Raw genomic sequence first — 13,452 nt, forward strand, 5'->3', positions numbered from 1 at the left:
ACTTGCCCATCGGAGGGGTCCGGTGACCGGGCCCCGGATCGGGGGATGCTCATGTCCATCACACCGGCACAGGCGGCCCGGCAGGAACTCACCGGATTCAAGGGCCAGTTGATCGGACCGGACGACTCCGGCTACCAGGAGGCCCGCGCCGTCTACAACGCGATGATCGACCGGCGGCCCGCCCTGGTGGCGCGCTGCGCCAGTGCCGAGGACGTGACGCACGCCGTCGGCTTCGCCCGCGACCACGGCCTGCCGCTCGCGGTCCGCGGCGGCGGGCACCACGGAGCGGGCCTCGGGACCTGCGACGACGGCGTGGTCGTCGACCTGTCCCCGCTCAAGGACGTCGAGGTCGACCCGCGGGCCAGGACCGTCCGCGTCGGCGGAGGCTGCGTCTGGGGCGAGGTGGACCAGGCCACCAACGCGCACGGCCTGGCCACCCCGAGCGGCATCATCTCCACCACCGGCGTGGGCGGCCTCACCCTGGGCGGCGGCCTCGGCCACCTCACGCGCAAGTGCGGGCTGACCATCGACAATCTCCTGGCGGCGGACCTCGTCCTGGCCGACGGCGGGCACGTGCGGGCGAGCGCCGACGAGAACACCGACCTGTACTGGGCGATCCGTGGCGGCGGCGGCAACTTCGGAGTCGTCACCTCGTTCACGTTCCGGCTGCACGAGGTGAGCACAGTCGTCGCCGGGCCCACATTCTGGCCCGTCGAACTCGGTCCCGAAGTCCTCGCCGCCTACCGCGACTTCATCCCGCACGCACCGCGCGACCTCAACGCCTTCTTCCTGTACGGGTCCGTCCCGCCGGCCCCGCCGTTCCCCGAGGAACTCCACCTGCGCAAGGTCTGCGGTGTCGTGTGGTGCCGTATCGGGGACGACACGGACGCGGCGGCCAGGGACATGGCGCCGCTCCTCGACGCGCTGCCCGAGCCGCTGCTGCACGGCCCCGCGCCGATGCCGCACCCCGCGATCCAGACCGCGTTCGACGCGCTCTACCCGCCCGGCGACCAGTGGTACTGGCGTGCGGACTTCGTCGACGAGATCCCCGCCGACGCGGTCGGTCTGCACGCGAAGTTCGGCGCCGAGCTGCCGACCTGGAAGTCGACGATGCATCTGTACCCGATCGACGGCGCCGTCCACGACCACGCGCCGACCGACACCGCCTGGAGCTACCGCGAGGCACGCTGGGCATCCGTCTACGCGGGCGTGGACTCCGACGCGTCCAACGCCGACCTCGTCAAGCGGTGGACCGTCGACTACTTCGACGCCCTGCACCCGTACTCGGCGGGCGGCGCCTACGTGAACATGATGATGGACGAGGGCCAGGAGCGGGTCCGGGCGAGCTACCGCGACAACTACGCACGCCTCGCCCGGATCAAGGCCGACCGAGACCCGCGGAATCTGTTCCGGCTCAACCAGAACATCGAGCCGGCCGTGCGGCCCTGATCAGGTCGACAAGCGGGCTCCACCCGGTGTCACGGGTGTCACGGCTTGCGGGCGACGCCCCCGTACACGTCCGTCGGCACCGGGTCGGTGCCCGGCTCGGGGCGCCACAGCGGGCAGGAGACGATGCCGGGCTCCAGCAGTTCCAGGCCCTCGTAGTAGACGGCGACCTGCCGCGGGCTGCGCAGTACGTAGGGGACGGCGCCGGTGTCGTCGTACCCCTCCTGGGCCCGCTTGAGCTCGGCGTCGGTGTCGGTGCTGTCGTAGTGCACGAAGTAGCTGCCCGACGGCAGGGCGGCCTGGAGGTGGCGGACGATCGACTTGGCCTCTTCGTAGTCCTGGATGTGACCCAGGATGCCCATCAGCATCAGTGCGACGGGCTTGTCGAAGTCCAGGATCTTCTTCGCGGCTTCGATGATCTTCTCGGGCTCGTGCAGGTTCGCGTCGATGTAGTCGGTGACGCCCTCGGGGGTGCTGGTGAGCAGGGCCTGGGCGTGCCGCAGCACCAGGGGGTCGTTGTCGACGTAGACGATCCGGGACTCGGGGGCGATGCGCTGGGCGACCTGGTGCGTGTTGTCGTAGGTGGGCAGGCCGGTGCCGATGTCCAGGAACTGACGGATGCCCAGCTCACCGGCGACGAAGGTCACGGTGCGGATCAGATAGCCGCGGGAGGCGCGGGCCATCGTCTCGATGTTCGGCGCGATCTCACGGTAGGCGTCGCCGGCCACCCGGTCGACCTCGTAGTTGTCCTTGCCACCCATCCAGTAGTTCCAGATGCGGGCCGAGTGCGGCACCGTGGTGTCGATCTTGGACAAGGCTTCTTGGTCGGGGATGCTCTGGCCGTCTGCCATGGGACTGTCTCCTGCCCTGCGTCACGCGGTCATTTACTAACCTACCGTCAACTTCCGTTTGCATTGCCCCAGTTGAGGAGAAGGGGCGGCGGGCGCACGGATGGGGTGGCCGGGGCCGCCGATGTCGAGAGTGACGACGGGGACGTGCTGGGCGAGGGTGCGGAACGCCCGGTGATAGGCGTCGGCCACCTCAGAGTTCTCGGTGTTCTCGGTGTTCTCGATGTGCTTGGTGTTCCCGGTGTCCGGCGCACGCCGGGAGTCCGTCAGGTGGATCAGGGCGCCGTCCCGCTCGGCCACGGATTCGGCGAAGTCGAGCGCCTGGATCCAGGTCACCCGGGAGTGCCCTCGGCGCAGCGGCCCGTAGACGAGCTCATGGATGATCCCGCCGTCGACGGCCAAACGGCCTGGCGCGGCGAGGAGTTCACGGTACGGCCGGGTTGGGTCCAGATGGTGCAGCCGGCCCCGGGAGCCGCTGACCACGAATCCGTTGCGGGCCAGTTCGGCGAGCAGCTCGCCCCTGCCGATGCCGTCGCGGGCCTCGACGACCAGCGTCCGGCATTGCGTGACGGCCTCATGGAGCGTGCGCATACCACTCCCTCCAGGACGACCGGCTTCCTCAGTGTGACCGGACGACCCGCACGGCGGGAGTACACGTGCGGGTTGTCCGGTTGTCCGGTTGTGCGGTCGTGGTGGCGGACGGTTGTGCGGGCGTAGTGGTGTCGCCGCGTGCGTCAGGCGACTCAGGCGACGAGGAAGTCGGCCTGGCCGGACTTCGCGCCCTCCAGGAACGAGATCATCTCGTCCCGGGTGTAGATCAGCGCGGGCCCGTCCGGGTCCGTGGACTGGCGGACCGCGACGCTGCCGTCGGGCAGCCGCTTGGCCTCGACGCAGCTCCCGCCGTTGGTGCCGCTCCAGGGCTTCTGCCAGCCCTCGGTGCCCAGGTCGACGGCGGGCATGCCGCTGTATATGGGGTCCATGGAAGTCATGGCTCACAACTCCTTACGCAGTTCAGCCAGGGTGGCCCTGGTCCGAGCGACCGGTTCCGCCTGCACGGACATCCGGTCCAGTACTTCGAGGTACGTCACGACGTCGGCGGGCTGGTCGACGTAGACCGAGCCGACGAGGCTCTCGGTGTAGACGACGTCGGGCAGTTCGGAGAAGCCGAAGCGGAAGTAGTGGAAGGGGCCGAACGCGCCGGGGTGGGCTCCCACACCGAAGCGCAGGATCTGGATCCGGACCTTCGGCAGGTCCAGGGCCTCGTTCAGCCGGTCTATCTGGGTCCGCATCACCTCTGCCCCGCCCACCGGGCGGCGTAGCACCGTCTCGTCGAGGATGGCCCAGACGGCCGGTGCGTCCGGCTTGGCGAGCAGGTCCTGGCGCTTCGTGCGCAGGGCGACGCGGCGGGCGATGTCCTCCTCGGTCGCGTTGGGGAACCCGACGCGCATCAGCGCGGCGGCGTAGTCGTGGGTCTGCAACAGGCCCGGGACGTAGTGGGGTTCGTAGAGACGGATGACGCTGGCTTCGCTCTCCAGGCTCACGTAGGCGCTGAACCACTCCGGCAGTACGTCGCGGTACGAGTACCACCAGCCGGGCCGGTTGGCCTCCCTGGCCATGGTGAGGAAGTCGTCGACCTCCGCCGCCGGAACCCCGTAGGCGCGCAGCAACTCCTTGACGTACGGGATACGGAGTCCCACCTCGGCCTTTTCGATCCGGCGGATCGTCAGCGGGGTGACCTCGATGGCCCGCGCCGCGTCCTCGAACGAGACGCCGGCCTGTTCCCGCAGGTGCCTGAGCCGCTTGCCGAGGACCATCCGCAGGACGGTGGGTGCGCTGCCGCCTGAGCGGTTGTCGCTCACGTCCTACCTCCCGGAACGGCGGTCACAGCGTGCAGTGTGCCACGCCGTCGCTGACACGGACAGGTCGATGCGGATCGTTCTGAAATTATCAGAACGCTTGTTGCGTGTTGAGCCTGTCCGCCATCATAGTGATCGTGTGACCTGCCGCACAGTCGGCGACGACGGAGGCCGAGCAGGCTCCGCCGCCCCGGAACTGACGCCCCGGCAGGTGGGGCGAAGCCCATGCACCGTGATGCGAGACCTGGACGGCCACCGTGAGCGACGGACAATCGAGGAGCCCGGGCAAGGGCCCCGCCGGGGCCAACAAGGCGCTGGCGGTCGGCCTCAGAGACGCCGGCTGCTCGTACGCCTCGCTCGCCCTGCGGGTCAACGAACTGGGCCGCCGTCAGGGCGCGGACTCCAACTACGACAAGGCATCGGTCACCCGCTGGCTGAACGGTCAGCAACCGCGGGGGAACACACCGGAGTTGATCGCCTCCGTCCTGTCCGAGCGACTCGGCCACGCCGTTTCACCCATGGACCTCGGGTTCCTGCCCGACCAGCAACGCCCGGTCGTGAGCAGGGCACTCGCATACCGCGCAGACCTGGCGGACACCTTGCGCACGCTGGCCGAACTGGGCTCCACCGACATCTCCCGCCGCAGCCTCCTCGGAGCGGTCCCCTTTGCCGCCGACGCCCTGACGAACCCTCAGCGCGAATGGCTGCTGTGGCTGGTGGAGAACGCCGAACCCCGAGCCGCCGACCCTCTCGCCCCGCTGGGCGACGGCGGGCCCGTCGAGCAGGTCCACGCCATGATCGGCATGTTCGACCAGATGGACAACCACTACGGCGGCGGCGGGGTGCGCACCAGCATCGTGCACTACCTGTCCACCGAGGTCGTGCCCATGCTCCAGCGTCGCGGCACACCCCCGCACCAGCAGCGCGGGCTGTACGCTGCCGCGGCCCGGCTGGCCGCGATGGCCGGCTGGAGTTCGTACGACGCGGGGGAGTACGGACTGGCGCAGCGCTACATGACCCAGGCCCTGAGACTGTGCGCCGAGGGCCGCGACCGGGTGCTCGGCGGTCAGATCCTGGCCGGTCTCTCCCACCTGGCCACCGGCCTCGGCCGCCCGGACGAGGGAGTGGCGCTGGCCAGGGCCGGCCTCGCCACCGCGAAGGACTCCGGCAGCCCGCTCGGCCTGATGCGCCTGTACGCCATGTCGGCGCGCGGACACGCAGCACAGGGCCGCCGGCGCGAGACCTCCGAGGCACTGCGCCTGGCGGAACAGCAGTTGGACGCGAGCCCGGGAGCCGCGCAGGAGTCCGTCTGGGTCCGCTTCCTCGACCACCACTACCTGCAGGCCGAGTCCGCCCTGTGCTTCCGTGACCTGGGCCTCGCCGCGCAGGCGGAGCGCACGGCAGGCGAGTCCGTCCGTGCCAACGCCGACCGGCGCAGGCGCCAGGCCATCAGCCGTTCCGTCCTGGCCACCGCGCACCTTCAGCAGAACCGGCTGGACGAGGCCGTCGGCACGGCGACCGAGGCCCTCGAAACCCTCAGCTCGGTGCACAGCGAGCGCTCCATCCAGGCCCTGCGCGACTTCCGCAGGAGACTGGCGCCCCGCCGTCACGAGCCGCTGGTCCAGGAGTTCGAGCGCAGGTCCCGCTCGGTGCTGGGGGCGGTGGCATGACGAACTCGGCGAATTTGACGAACTTGATGAACTTGACGAAGGGGACAGGCGCGACCGGCCCGTCCGACGGTTCAGTAACCGTCGGGAGACGGGGCGTTCTGCGCGCGGTCGACGGGCAGGTTGGCCCCGGAGATTCCGCTCGACCAGTCGGACAGCAGGAACGCCACTACGCGCGCCACCTCCTGCGGTGCCACCGGCTCGCCGCCCGGCAGTTCCGCCGCCGCGAACGCGGCGAAGGCCTCGGGCTCCTCCCGGCGCATACGGTCCCAGCGCCGGCCCGGGATGAGCATCGACCCCGGCGAGACCGCATTGACCCGGATCCCGTCCGGGCCGAGTTCGCGGGCCAGCGAGGCGGCCAGGTGGATCTGAGCGGACTTCGCCGCCCCGTACTGCGCGTTCGGGCCCGGTTTCCAGCCGGAGATCGACGAGATGACCACGACCGAGCCGCCACCGGCCGTACGCAGCCACGGGACCGCGGCCCGCACCAGCCGCACCGTGTGCCCGACGTTCAGCTCCCAGGTCGCGGCCCAGTCCCCGGCATCCGCCTGTTCGAGGCCGCGCCCGCGAGATCCGCCCGCACAGGCCACCACCCCGTCCAGGCCGCCGAATCGTCCGGCCGAGGCCGCGACGAAACTCTCCAGCCGATCCGGCTCGGTGACGTCGAGGGCCTGCGTGAACAACCTGCCGGGCTCCGTGGCGTCCAGCGACACCCGCAGCGCGGACAGATCCCGTGCGGTACGCGCACAGGTCGCCACCTGGGCTCCCTCGGCCGCCAGCAGCCGCACGATCTGCTCGCCGAGTCCCCGCGTGCCGCCGGTGACCAGCACCCGCTTGCCCCGCACACCGGGCCGGACGAGGGCGCCGTGCCCGCCTTCCGGCGCTCGGCCTTCGCTCACGTCACTCACCTGATCGAACATACCTGCCACGCCACTACGCGCCTGCAACCGGACAACCCCCGCACCCTCTGGTGGACCCCCCGGTCCGGCCGGTTGGCTGCACGAGCAGCCACCGAGACCGTCCCGCACCCGTGCTGCGCAAGAAGGAGGCACGATGACGGCATTCCAGGCGCACCGCCGGCCGTCACGCTCGTCGAGGCATGGCGCGGACCGCGACGCGCCCACCGGTCTGGCCTGGGCCGGTGAGGCCGCGCAGACCGTCCCGATCACGCCCGCGGTCGTGCCCGCCGCTCCCGTTACGCCGGCTGCGGTCGCGGTGAGCCAGCCCCGTGTCCTGCGAACCGTGGTGCCCGCCGAGCCGTGGCGCGCCTCGGGCGTACGACGCATGATCGCCGAACGGCTCGCACCTCTGCGGCTGTCGTCCGAGCAGCTCGACAACGCGGTGCTGGCCACGGACGAGCTGTTCACCAATGCCGTCGAACACGGCAGCCCCGACCCCGGCGACACGGTCACCGTCACCGTCGAGTGCACCGCTCACGAAGTGTGCGTGACGGTCACCGACCGGTCGCCCCGGCTCCCGAGGTGCCGCACGGCCGGCGTGGCCGAGGAGTCCGGACGCGGACTCGCCATCGTGGCGGCGCTGACCGACGACTGGGGCACGGCGCCGCCCCACCCCGGCGAGGTGGGCAAGAGAGTGTGGTTCACGTTGGAGGTACGGGGGACGTCATGAGCGGTTTCGGTACAGCGAGTCATCTCGCGAACGATGCGGCGCCGGCCGGGCATACGGGGCTCGTGGGGGAGGCGGGACGGCAAGGACGTACGGGGCTCGCGCACGGCGGGGCGGGGGAGGACCGTCCGGCGCTCGCCCGCGACGAGTCGGAGGAGGTGCCCCGGGCCATGCTCCCGGCGCTCGCGGCCGCTCTCGCCCGCGAACTGATCCGCAGGGTGGACGAGGACCACCGACTGACGAAGGAAGCGCCCACGAGTCCGAGGCGGGACGCGCGACGGCGTATCGACGACTGTCGCAGAGACAACGGGGAAGCGCTCAGGACGATCGTCCGGCGCCATGGCTGGCCGACCGCCGATCTGGTCGGCGCGCCGGCCTCGACAGCGGCCCTGATGATCCTGCTGCACGCCCCGGACCTCGACTTCCAGCTCGCCTGCCGCGATCTGATCGCCCGGGCCGTGGCGGACGGACACTGCCCCGCGCCGCACCACGCGTACATCGCCGATCACTGTGCCGTCGAACTGGACGAGCCGCAGTTCTACGGGACCCGTGTCGACCCCGCTACGTTCCGCCCGTATCCGGTCCGCCGGCCGGGGACCCTCGACGAACGTCGCCGGGACGTCGGGCTGTGCCCGCTCGACGAGCAGATGCGGACGCTGCGCCTCGGAAGTCTCGGCAACTGAGGGAGCTACGGCGAGGGCCTGGCCTCCAGACGCAGCTGCCGTTCCTGCTCCTGGTCGCCGGCCGCCATCCCCTCGTCGTGGACGGTGAAGGCCCCGGCCAGCGTCCCGCCGGCCCGGCGGACCGCCTCGGGGCTGCCCTGCAGGGTCACGGTCACGGGCGCGGAGAGCCGCGGGGCGGGTTGGATGTCGGTGCTCTCGGTCGGCAGGTCGTTGTCGAAGGCGGCCGTGTAGACCGTGGCAGCCCCGTTGCCCGGCATGTCGTCCGCCGCTCCGAAGGCGGCTTCGAGGGTGTGGACGACCGCCCGCGCGTCGGCGGCCGTACCGCCGCTGAGGGTGACCGTCAGAGCGAGATGCGTGCCAGACGTCATGACCGGACACCTTCCCCTGTACGGATGTGCGCCATCCCGCCCGAGTAACCGATCACCCGCCTCACAAACGGGCGGCGGCTCCTAAATGGGTGGCATGCGCGGAACGACCGTCACTAGCGTCCTGTGCATGATCTATGAGCATCCGTTGGCCTACGTGCTCGGTCTCGAAGGCATGGCACTGCTGCGCGCGTTCACCGGGGAGCACGACAGGGAGTTCGTCCACGCGCGCCTTGCCGAGATCCGACGGCTGCTGGACGACCGGTCGCTGGCGGAAGCCGCCGTGGACGTGGCGCGCGTGGACACGGTCGAGGGCTACGGAATCTGGTCGACGACGTATGACGGTCCCAACCCGGCGTTCGACTTCGACGAGCCCCTGGTCGCGGAGATCGCCGAGGCCCTGCCGACCGGCGTCGTCCTGGACGCCGCGTGCGGCACCGGCCGGATCGCCGCGGCACTGGCCGAACAGGGTCATCGCGTCCTCGGCGTGGACAGTTCGCCCGAGATGCTCGCGCGGGCACGCCGACGGGTGCCGCAGGGCGACTTCCACCTCGGTGACCTGCGCCGACTACCGGTGGACGACAACACCGTCGATCTGGCCGTCTGCTCCCTGGCGCTGACGCATGTTCCTGACCTCAGGCCGGTGATGGCCGAGTTCGCCCGGGTGCTGCGCCCGGGCGGACACCTGGTGACCGCCGACGTCCATCCCGAGCGGGTGGCACGGGGTCTGGTTCCCACGGTCCGCCGACCGGACGGAACACCGGGACGTGTGGCCTCGTACCGCCACGGCCCCGGGGACTACCTGCGCGCCGCCCTGCCGACGGGCCTGCACGTACGACGCTGCGAGGAACCCGGGTCGCCTCCCGTGGAACGGCCTCGGGAGGAAACCCCGGCGGGTGCGGACGGGCCGGGACCGTGGGAGGTCTGGCCATGGTCCCTGGCCGGCCTTGTCCCCGAGGCGGCCGGAGCGGCCGGAGCCGGGGTTCCGGCGATGATCCTCTGGCATTTCCAGCTGACGGGGCGTCCTGCCGACTGAGCACGACGACGGCAGGCGTCCCGTCATGGTCACCGTTATGCGTGGGTCGACGTTCCGAGCTGTGCCGAGGCGGCCTGGAGCGGGGTGAGCGGGGTCACGGGAGCGCTGTCGGAGGCGGGGGCCAGCGCGGCGGCCGTACTGCACGTGAAGCCGAGACGGGTCAGCGCACGGACCACTTCACCGGTGCTGAAGTCGCGGCGGTCCTGCTGGGTGATGACTTCGCCGACCTGCTTGACGGGGTAGTGGCGGCGGCCGATGAGGACCGAGTCGCCCGTGACGGGCTCGGGCTTGATGCCCTTCATCGATGCTTGTACGTCGTCCTTGACCAGGTCGAACGGGAAACGGGCGATGATGCAGCGCATGGTGGCCTCACAGGGGGGTTGGGGGAGAGCCGGACGGGTGCGTGACCCAGGGCTAGGGCTGGGAGAGAACGAGGACGCCCAGGGCGTAGCCGTCCTCGTCGATCACGGGAGACACTCCGAGGTCCCGGCCCCGCATCGTGTCCTCGGCGTCCTGGTGTGACATCAGGAGGGGCGTGAACGGTCCACGATCATGGACGATGTCCCGCAGCCGGGTGTCGTCGGAGCCCCAGGAAGCGCTTGGGACGGCGGCCAGCTGGTTCCGGGTCACCAGGCCGGCGCAGCGGCCGTCGGCGTCACAGATCACCAGGTGGCCGAGGCGGGCGCCGGCCATGACGGACAGCGCCACGTCCACCGCCATGTCGTCACGGACCTGCGGCCCCGGGGTGCTCATGGCGTCACCCGCGGTCTCGGTGGGGCCGTCCGTCCGGCACAACTGTGTCCCAAGCGTCAACTGCGGTCTCCTTCTTGCGGGGGTCGCCCTACGAGCCGGGCGTGAGCGTCTCGGGCGGGGTGCCGGTTACGCGGTCCTGCCGAGGGACTCGCGCTGGCCCCCGCCGGACGCGGTCCGGGGCGAGCTGCCCGAGCGGCGGGCCTGGGCGGGGCGGCTACGGCGACCGCGGGACGAGGAGGCGCTGCGCTTGGGGCGTTCCGTGACCGGGTTGGTGATGGTGACGGGAACGCCGGAGGGCGCCTGGGCACCGGTGATGCGGCCCAGCTCGGCCTCGCCGGAGCGGACCTGGGCGGTCTGCGGGGTGATGCCGGCGTCGACCATCAGCCGGCTCATCTCGCGGCGCTGGTTGGGCAGGACCAGGGTGACGACGCTGCCGGACTCACCGGCGCGGGCGGTACGGCCGCCACGGTGCAGGTAGTCCTTGTGGTCGCTGGGCGGGTCGACGTTGACGACCAGGTCCAGGTTGTCGACATGGATGCCACGGGCGGCGACGTTGGTGGCCACCAGCACGGTGACATGGCCCGTCTTGAACTGGGCCAGGGTCCGGGTGCGCTGGGGCTGGGACTTGCCGCCGTGCAGGGCGGAGGCACGTACACCGACGGCCAGGAGGTCCTTGGTCAGCCGGTCGACGGCGTGCTTGGTGTCGAGGAACATGATCACCCGGCCCTCGCGGGCGGCGATCTCGGTGGTGGTGGCGTGCTTGTCGGCGCCCTGGACGTACAGCACGTGGTGCTCCATCGTGGTGACCGCGCCGGCCGACGGATCCACGGAATGGACCACCGGGTCGGTGAGATAGCGACGGACCAGCAGGTCGACGTTGGCGTCGAGAGTCGCGGAGAACAGCATCCGCTGGCCCTCGGGGCGTACCTGGTCGAGGAGCGCGGTGACCTGGGGCATGAAGCCCATGTCCGCCATCTGGTCGGCCTCGTCCAGCACGGTGATGCCGACCTGGTTCAGGCGGCAGTCGCCACGGTCGATGAGGTCCTTGAGCCGGCCGGGCGTCGCGACGACGACCTCGGCACCGCCGCGCAGGGCGCTCGCCTGGCGGCCGATCGACATACCGCCGACCACCGTCGTCAGGCGCAGCCTCAGCGACTGGGCGTACGGGGTGAGAGCGTCGGTGACCTGCTGCGCCAGTTCGCGGGTGGGCACGAGGACCAGGGCCAGCGGCTGACGGGGCTCCGCACGCTGCCCGGCGGTGCGGGCGAGCAGCGCCAGGCCGAACGCCAGGGTCTTGCCCGAGCCGGTGCGGCCACGGCCCAGGACGTCCCGGCCGGCCAGCGAGTTGGGCAGGGTCGCCGCCTGGATCGGGAACGGCTCGTTCATGCCGAGGCTGGTGAGCTGCTTCAGCAGCGGGGACGGCATGTCGAGGTCGGCGAAGGACTCGACGGGAGGCAGTGCGGGGGTGCGGGTGACCGGCAGCGCGAACTCCTGCTTGGTCGCGGCGGGCCGACGCCCGTAGCCGCCGGAGCGGCTGGGGGCGCCCGAACGCCCGGAAGCACCGGAGCGGCCGGCTGCCGGTGAACGGCGGCTGCCGCCCTGGCCGGAGCCCGCGGGGCTGCCGCCGCGGCTGCGGGAATAGCGGTCGTTCGAGCGAGTGGTGCGGTTCATGCAGAACCTTCCTCGATGCGGCGCGTATCGAGAATTCCGGCAGCAAGGCCGCACGGAGCTTCACAAGAACGAGCCGGGAAAAAGACGAAACGAAGCACATGAGCGTGACCGCCACATGTGTCGAAAGAGCGGATATTCCCGCGAAGAGATCGAGGGGGAATATCGATGGGGGCGGTGGAAAACCTTGCCCGTTCCCGTTCCGACGCGCTGTGGCAGTCGTACGGGCTGTCCTGCAGGCTCATCAGGCCCGGTACGGGCGTCGATGAGGAGTTACGGCACGAGACTGGGGCCCGCACCCAAGGTGCGGGCCCCAGCTCATGGAACGCGTCAGCGTCAGGCGGGAACGATGTTCTCGGCCTGCGGGCCCTTCTGGCCCTGCGTGACGTCGAAGTTCACCTTCTGGCCCTCCTGCAGCTCACGGAAGCCGGAGGACGCGATGTTGGAGTAGTGGGCGAACACGTCCGCGCCGCCACCCTCCTGCTCGATGAAGCCGAAGCCCTTTTCCGCGTTGAACCACTTCACGGTGCCAGTAGCCATGTCATATCTCCTTAAACGGGGCAGTGCCCTGGGCCCGCAACGTGCGAACCCGGCGTCGCCGCGATGATTGCCCCGTCCGGAAAGACACCGGAAATAAAAGAGTGCTCTCACCGGCACGATGGGTCGATGAGGGCACTTGAAGTCTTGGGAACCACAACTGCAACTGAGATCAACAGTAGCACGACGCGGGTCTTGGGTGCTCAGGATTCAGGTGGGCACCTCGGAGCCCCGGAATGCTCTGCCACTCCAGGAGTTATTTTCTGCAGTGGCCGCATTAGATATTTTTCTCGCGGATATACGGGCCGGCGCTCAGTGGTCGCTGTAGCTGACGTCGCCCACGGTCCAGGCGCTGACGTCGTCGAGCGCGATGCGGTACATCCCGCCCGTCTCCGGAATCCCCAAGGTGCCCTGGAGGATCCGTGCGACGTGGAAGTGGAGATGGGTGGGAAGCTCGCCGGCCTGCTTGGGGCGGTCCGTGCCCGCGGCCGTGAACACCGCGGCGAACGCGCCCAGACGGTCGGAGTCCTTGAGGACTTCCGCCACGCGCTGCCGCCACATGGCCTCGGGGGCCAGCCGGCCGGTGATGACGGCCCCCTGGACCACCACGGTGAGCGACATCTGATTGCTTCGCTCCGACTCCACCAGATCGGCGATGCCGGCGAGCAGTTCATCAGGCTTCGACATGACCAGTGATTCTACTAGTGGCATCGGGTGTGAGTGGACGGAGATTTCCCTGCTGCTCCGAGGTAGGAGTGGGCGCCCTGCCCGTGCAGAAAATCTGTCGTGGCGAGAGTAGACATGCGTGCCCGTCAGCGTTAAGGTCGTGTCCAGTAGCCAAGAGGTCAACTCAGGCACGGCACGGCAGTGGAGGTACGCCGGCCACTACCCGGACACCGCCCAGCCCGGCAGGCCCGGCAACTTCGCGCTCGCCGGGCACCGGAACACCCACGGTGAGCCCTTCCGG

16 protein-coding genes and 1 pseudogene are annotated in these 13,452 nt (G+C 70.4%); 6 read left to right on the forward strand and 11 right to left on the reverse strand.

The annotated features are described in order from the left end of the window. Positions 1-51 precede the first annotated feature (51 nt). Positions 52-1,449 carry an FAD-binding oxidoreductase gene (locus AB0I18_RS34625; RefSeq protein WP_363109637.1) on the forward strand — a complete coding sequence of 466 codons (1,398 nt, stop codon included), beginning with the start codon at positions 52-54 and terminating at the stop codon, positions 1,447-1,449. Positions 1,450-1,487: 38 nt separating this feature from the next. Here the strand turns inward: AB0I18_RS34625 and AB0I18_RS34630 are convergent, their stop codons facing one another. The 4 genes from AB0I18_RS34630 to AB0I18_RS34645 form a co-directional block, all read right to left on the reverse strand. Further along, positions 1,488-2,297 carry an SAM-dependent methyltransferase gene (locus tag AB0I18_RS34630; RefSeq protein WP_363109638.1) on the reverse strand — a complete coding sequence of 270 codons (810 nt, stop codon included), beginning with the start codon at positions 2,295-2,297 and terminating at the stop codon, positions 1,488-1,490. Between the two features lie 36 nt (positions 2,298-2,333). Beyond that, positions 2,334-2,885 (reverse strand): hypothetical protein, encoded by a 552-nt coding sequence (locus AB0I18_RS34635; protein WP_363109639.1) that lies wholly within the window; start codon positions 2,883-2,885, stop codon positions 2,334-2,336. Between the two features lie 152 nt (positions 2,886-3,037). Further along, positions 3,038-3,283: a DUF397 domain-containing protein gene (locus tag AB0I18_RS34640; protein WP_363109640.1), complete on the reverse strand. Its 246-nt coding sequence runs from the start codon at positions 3,281-3,283 to the stop codon at positions 3,038-3,040. A 3-nt stretch (positions 3,284-3,286) separates the two neighbouring features. Beyond that, on the reverse strand, positions 3,287-4,153 hold the full coding sequence (locus AB0I18_RS34645; RefSeq protein WP_363109641.1) for a helix-turn-helix transcriptional regulator: 867 nt from the start codon (positions 4,151-4,153) through the stop codon (positions 3,287-3,289). Between the two features lie 254 nt (positions 4,154-4,407). Here AB0I18_RS34645 and AB0I18_RS34650 point away from each other — a divergent pair, with 254 nt between their 5' ends. Beyond that, on the forward strand, positions 4,408-5,820 hold the full coding sequence (locus tag AB0I18_RS34650; protein ID WP_363109642.1) for a hypothetical protein: 1,413 nt from the start codon (positions 4,408-4,410) through the stop codon (positions 5,818-5,820). 71 nt (positions 5,821-5,891) lie between these two features. Here AB0I18_RS34650 and AB0I18_RS34655 read toward each other — a convergent pair whose 3' ends face one another. Beyond that, positions 5,892-6,716, reverse strand: coding sequence for an SDR family oxidoreductase (locus AB0I18_RS34655; protein ID WP_363109643.1), 825 nt, complete (start codon positions 6,714-6,716; stop codon positions 5,892-5,894). Between the two features lie 154 nt (positions 6,717-6,870). Here AB0I18_RS34655 and AB0I18_RS34660 point away from each other — a divergent pair, with 154 nt between their 5' ends. Then, positions 6,871-7,446, forward strand: coding sequence for an ATP-binding protein (locus AB0I18_RS34660; RefSeq protein ID WP_363109644.1), 576 nt, complete (start codon positions 6,871-6,873; stop codon positions 7,444-7,446). Further along, a complete protein-coding gene (locus AB0I18_RS34665) occupies positions 7,443-8,126 on the forward strand; it encodes a DUF6624 domain-containing protein (protein WP_363109645.1) in 684 nt (227 codons plus the stop codon). The genes AB0I18_RS34660 and AB0I18_RS34665 overlap by 4 nt, the downstream gene beginning before the upstream one ends. A 5-nt stretch (positions 8,127-8,131) precedes the next feature. Here AB0I18_RS34665 and AB0I18_RS34670 read toward each other — a convergent pair whose 3' ends face one another. Beyond that, positions 8,132-8,494, reverse strand: coding sequence for a hypothetical protein (locus AB0I18_RS34670; protein WP_363109646.1), 363 nt, complete (start codon positions 8,492-8,494; stop codon positions 8,132-8,134). 127 nt (positions 8,495-8,621) lie between these two features. On the opposite strand from AB0I18_RS34670, the gene AB0I18_RS34675 reads away from it, so the two are divergent. Continuing rightward, positions 8,622-9,527, forward strand: coding sequence for a class I SAM-dependent methyltransferase (locus tag AB0I18_RS34675; protein WP_363109647.1), 906 nt, complete (start codon positions 8,622-8,624; stop codon positions 9,525-9,527). Between the two features lie 35 nt (positions 9,528-9,562). Here AB0I18_RS34675 and AB0I18_RS34680 read toward each other — a convergent pair whose 3' ends face one another. From AB0I18_RS34680 to AB0I18_RS34700, 5 genes are all read right to left on the reverse strand, one after another. Then, positions 9,563-9,889, reverse strand: coding sequence for an SCO5918 family protein (locus AB0I18_RS34680; protein WP_363109648.1), 327 nt, complete (start codon positions 9,887-9,889; stop codon positions 9,563-9,565). A 52-nt stretch (positions 9,890-9,941) separates the two neighbouring features. Beyond that, the gene (locus AB0I18_RS34685) at positions 9,942-10,280 is read right to left on the reverse strand and encodes a CBS domain-containing protein (protein WP_363109654.1); all 339 of its coding nucleotides are present in this window, start codon (positions 10,278-10,280) and stop codon (positions 9,942-9,944) included. Between the two features lie 126 nt (positions 10,281-10,406). Continuing rightward, positions 10,407-11,951, reverse strand: a complete 1,545-nt coding sequence (locus AB0I18_RS34690; protein WP_363109649.1) for a DEAD/DEAH box helicase — start codon at positions 11,949-11,951, stop codon at positions 10,407-10,409. Positions 11,952-12,284: 333 nt separating this feature from the next. Then, entirely contained in the window at positions 12,285-12,488 is a 204-nt protein-coding gene (locus tag AB0I18_RS34695; protein ID WP_363109650.1) for a cold-shock protein, read from the reverse strand. Positions 12,489-12,797: 309 nt separating this feature from the next. Further along, a complete protein-coding gene (locus tag AB0I18_RS34700; protein WP_363109651.1) occupies positions 12,798-13,172 on the reverse strand; it encodes a hypothetical protein in 375 nt (124 codons plus the stop codon). A gap of 118 nt (positions 13,173-13,290) precedes the next feature. On the opposite strand from AB0I18_RS34700, the pseudogene AB0I18_RS34705 reads away from it, so the two are divergent. After that, a pseudogene (locus AB0I18_RS34705) lies at positions 13,291-13,452 on the forward strand (sortase); the annotation flags it as partial.

The organism is Streptomyces sp. NPDC050704 (assembly GCF_040654355.1).
In the GTDB taxonomy this organism is placed as follows: Bacteria; Actinomycetota; Actinomycetes; order Streptomycetales; family Streptomycetaceae; genus Streptomyces.

Coding starts and splice junctions, on each gene's coding strand:
- AB0I18_RS34670 (WP_363109646.1), bottom strand. CDS start 8,494: ATGACGTCTGGCACGCATCTCGCTCTGACGGTCACCCTCAGCGGCGGT.
- AB0I18_RS34635 (WP_363109639.1), bottom strand. CDS start 2,885: ATGCGCACGCTCCATGAGGCCGTCACGCAATGCCGGACGCTGGTCGTC.
- AB0I18_RS34700 (WP_363109651.1), bottom strand. CDS start 13,172: ATGTCGAAGCCTGATGAACTGCTCGCCGGCATCGCCGATCTGGTGGAG.
- AB0I18_RS34685 (WP_363109654.1), bottom strand. CDS start 10,280: ATGAGCACCCCGGGGCCGCAGGTCCGTGACGACATGGCGGTGGACGTG.
- AB0I18_RS34660 (WP_363109644.1), top strand. CDS start 6,871: ATGACGGCATTCCAGGCGCACCGCCGGCCGTCACGCTCGTCGAGGCAT.
- AB0I18_RS34690 (WP_363109649.1), bottom strand. CDS start 11,951: ATGAACCGCACCACTCGCTCGAACGACCGCTATTCCCGCAGCCGCGGC.
- AB0I18_RS34665 (WP_363109645.1), top strand. CDS start 7,443: ATGAGCGGTTTCGGTACAGCGAGTCATCTCGCGAACGATGCGGCGCCG.
- AB0I18_RS34625 (WP_363109637.1), top strand. CDS start 52: ATGTCCATCACACCGGCACAGGCGGCCCGGCAGGAACTCACCGGATTC.
- AB0I18_RS34680 (WP_363109648.1), bottom strand. CDS start 9,889: ATGCGCTGCATCATCGCCCGTTTCCCGTTCGACCTGGTCAAGGACGAC.
- AB0I18_RS34640 (WP_363109640.1), bottom strand. CDS start 3,283: ATGACTTCCATGGACCCCATATACAGCGGCATGCCCGCCGTCGACCTG.
- AB0I18_RS34675 (WP_363109647.1), top strand. CDS start 8,622: ATGATCTATGAGCATCCGTTGGCCTACGTGCTCGGTCTCGAAGGCATG.
- AB0I18_RS34630 (WP_363109638.1), bottom strand. CDS start 2,297: ATGGCAGACGGCCAGAGCATCCCCGACCAAGAAGCCTTGTCCAAGATC.
- AB0I18_RS34695 (WP_363109650.1), bottom strand. CDS start 12,488: ATGGCTACTGGCACCGTGAAGTGGTTCAACGCGGAAAAGGGCTTCGGC.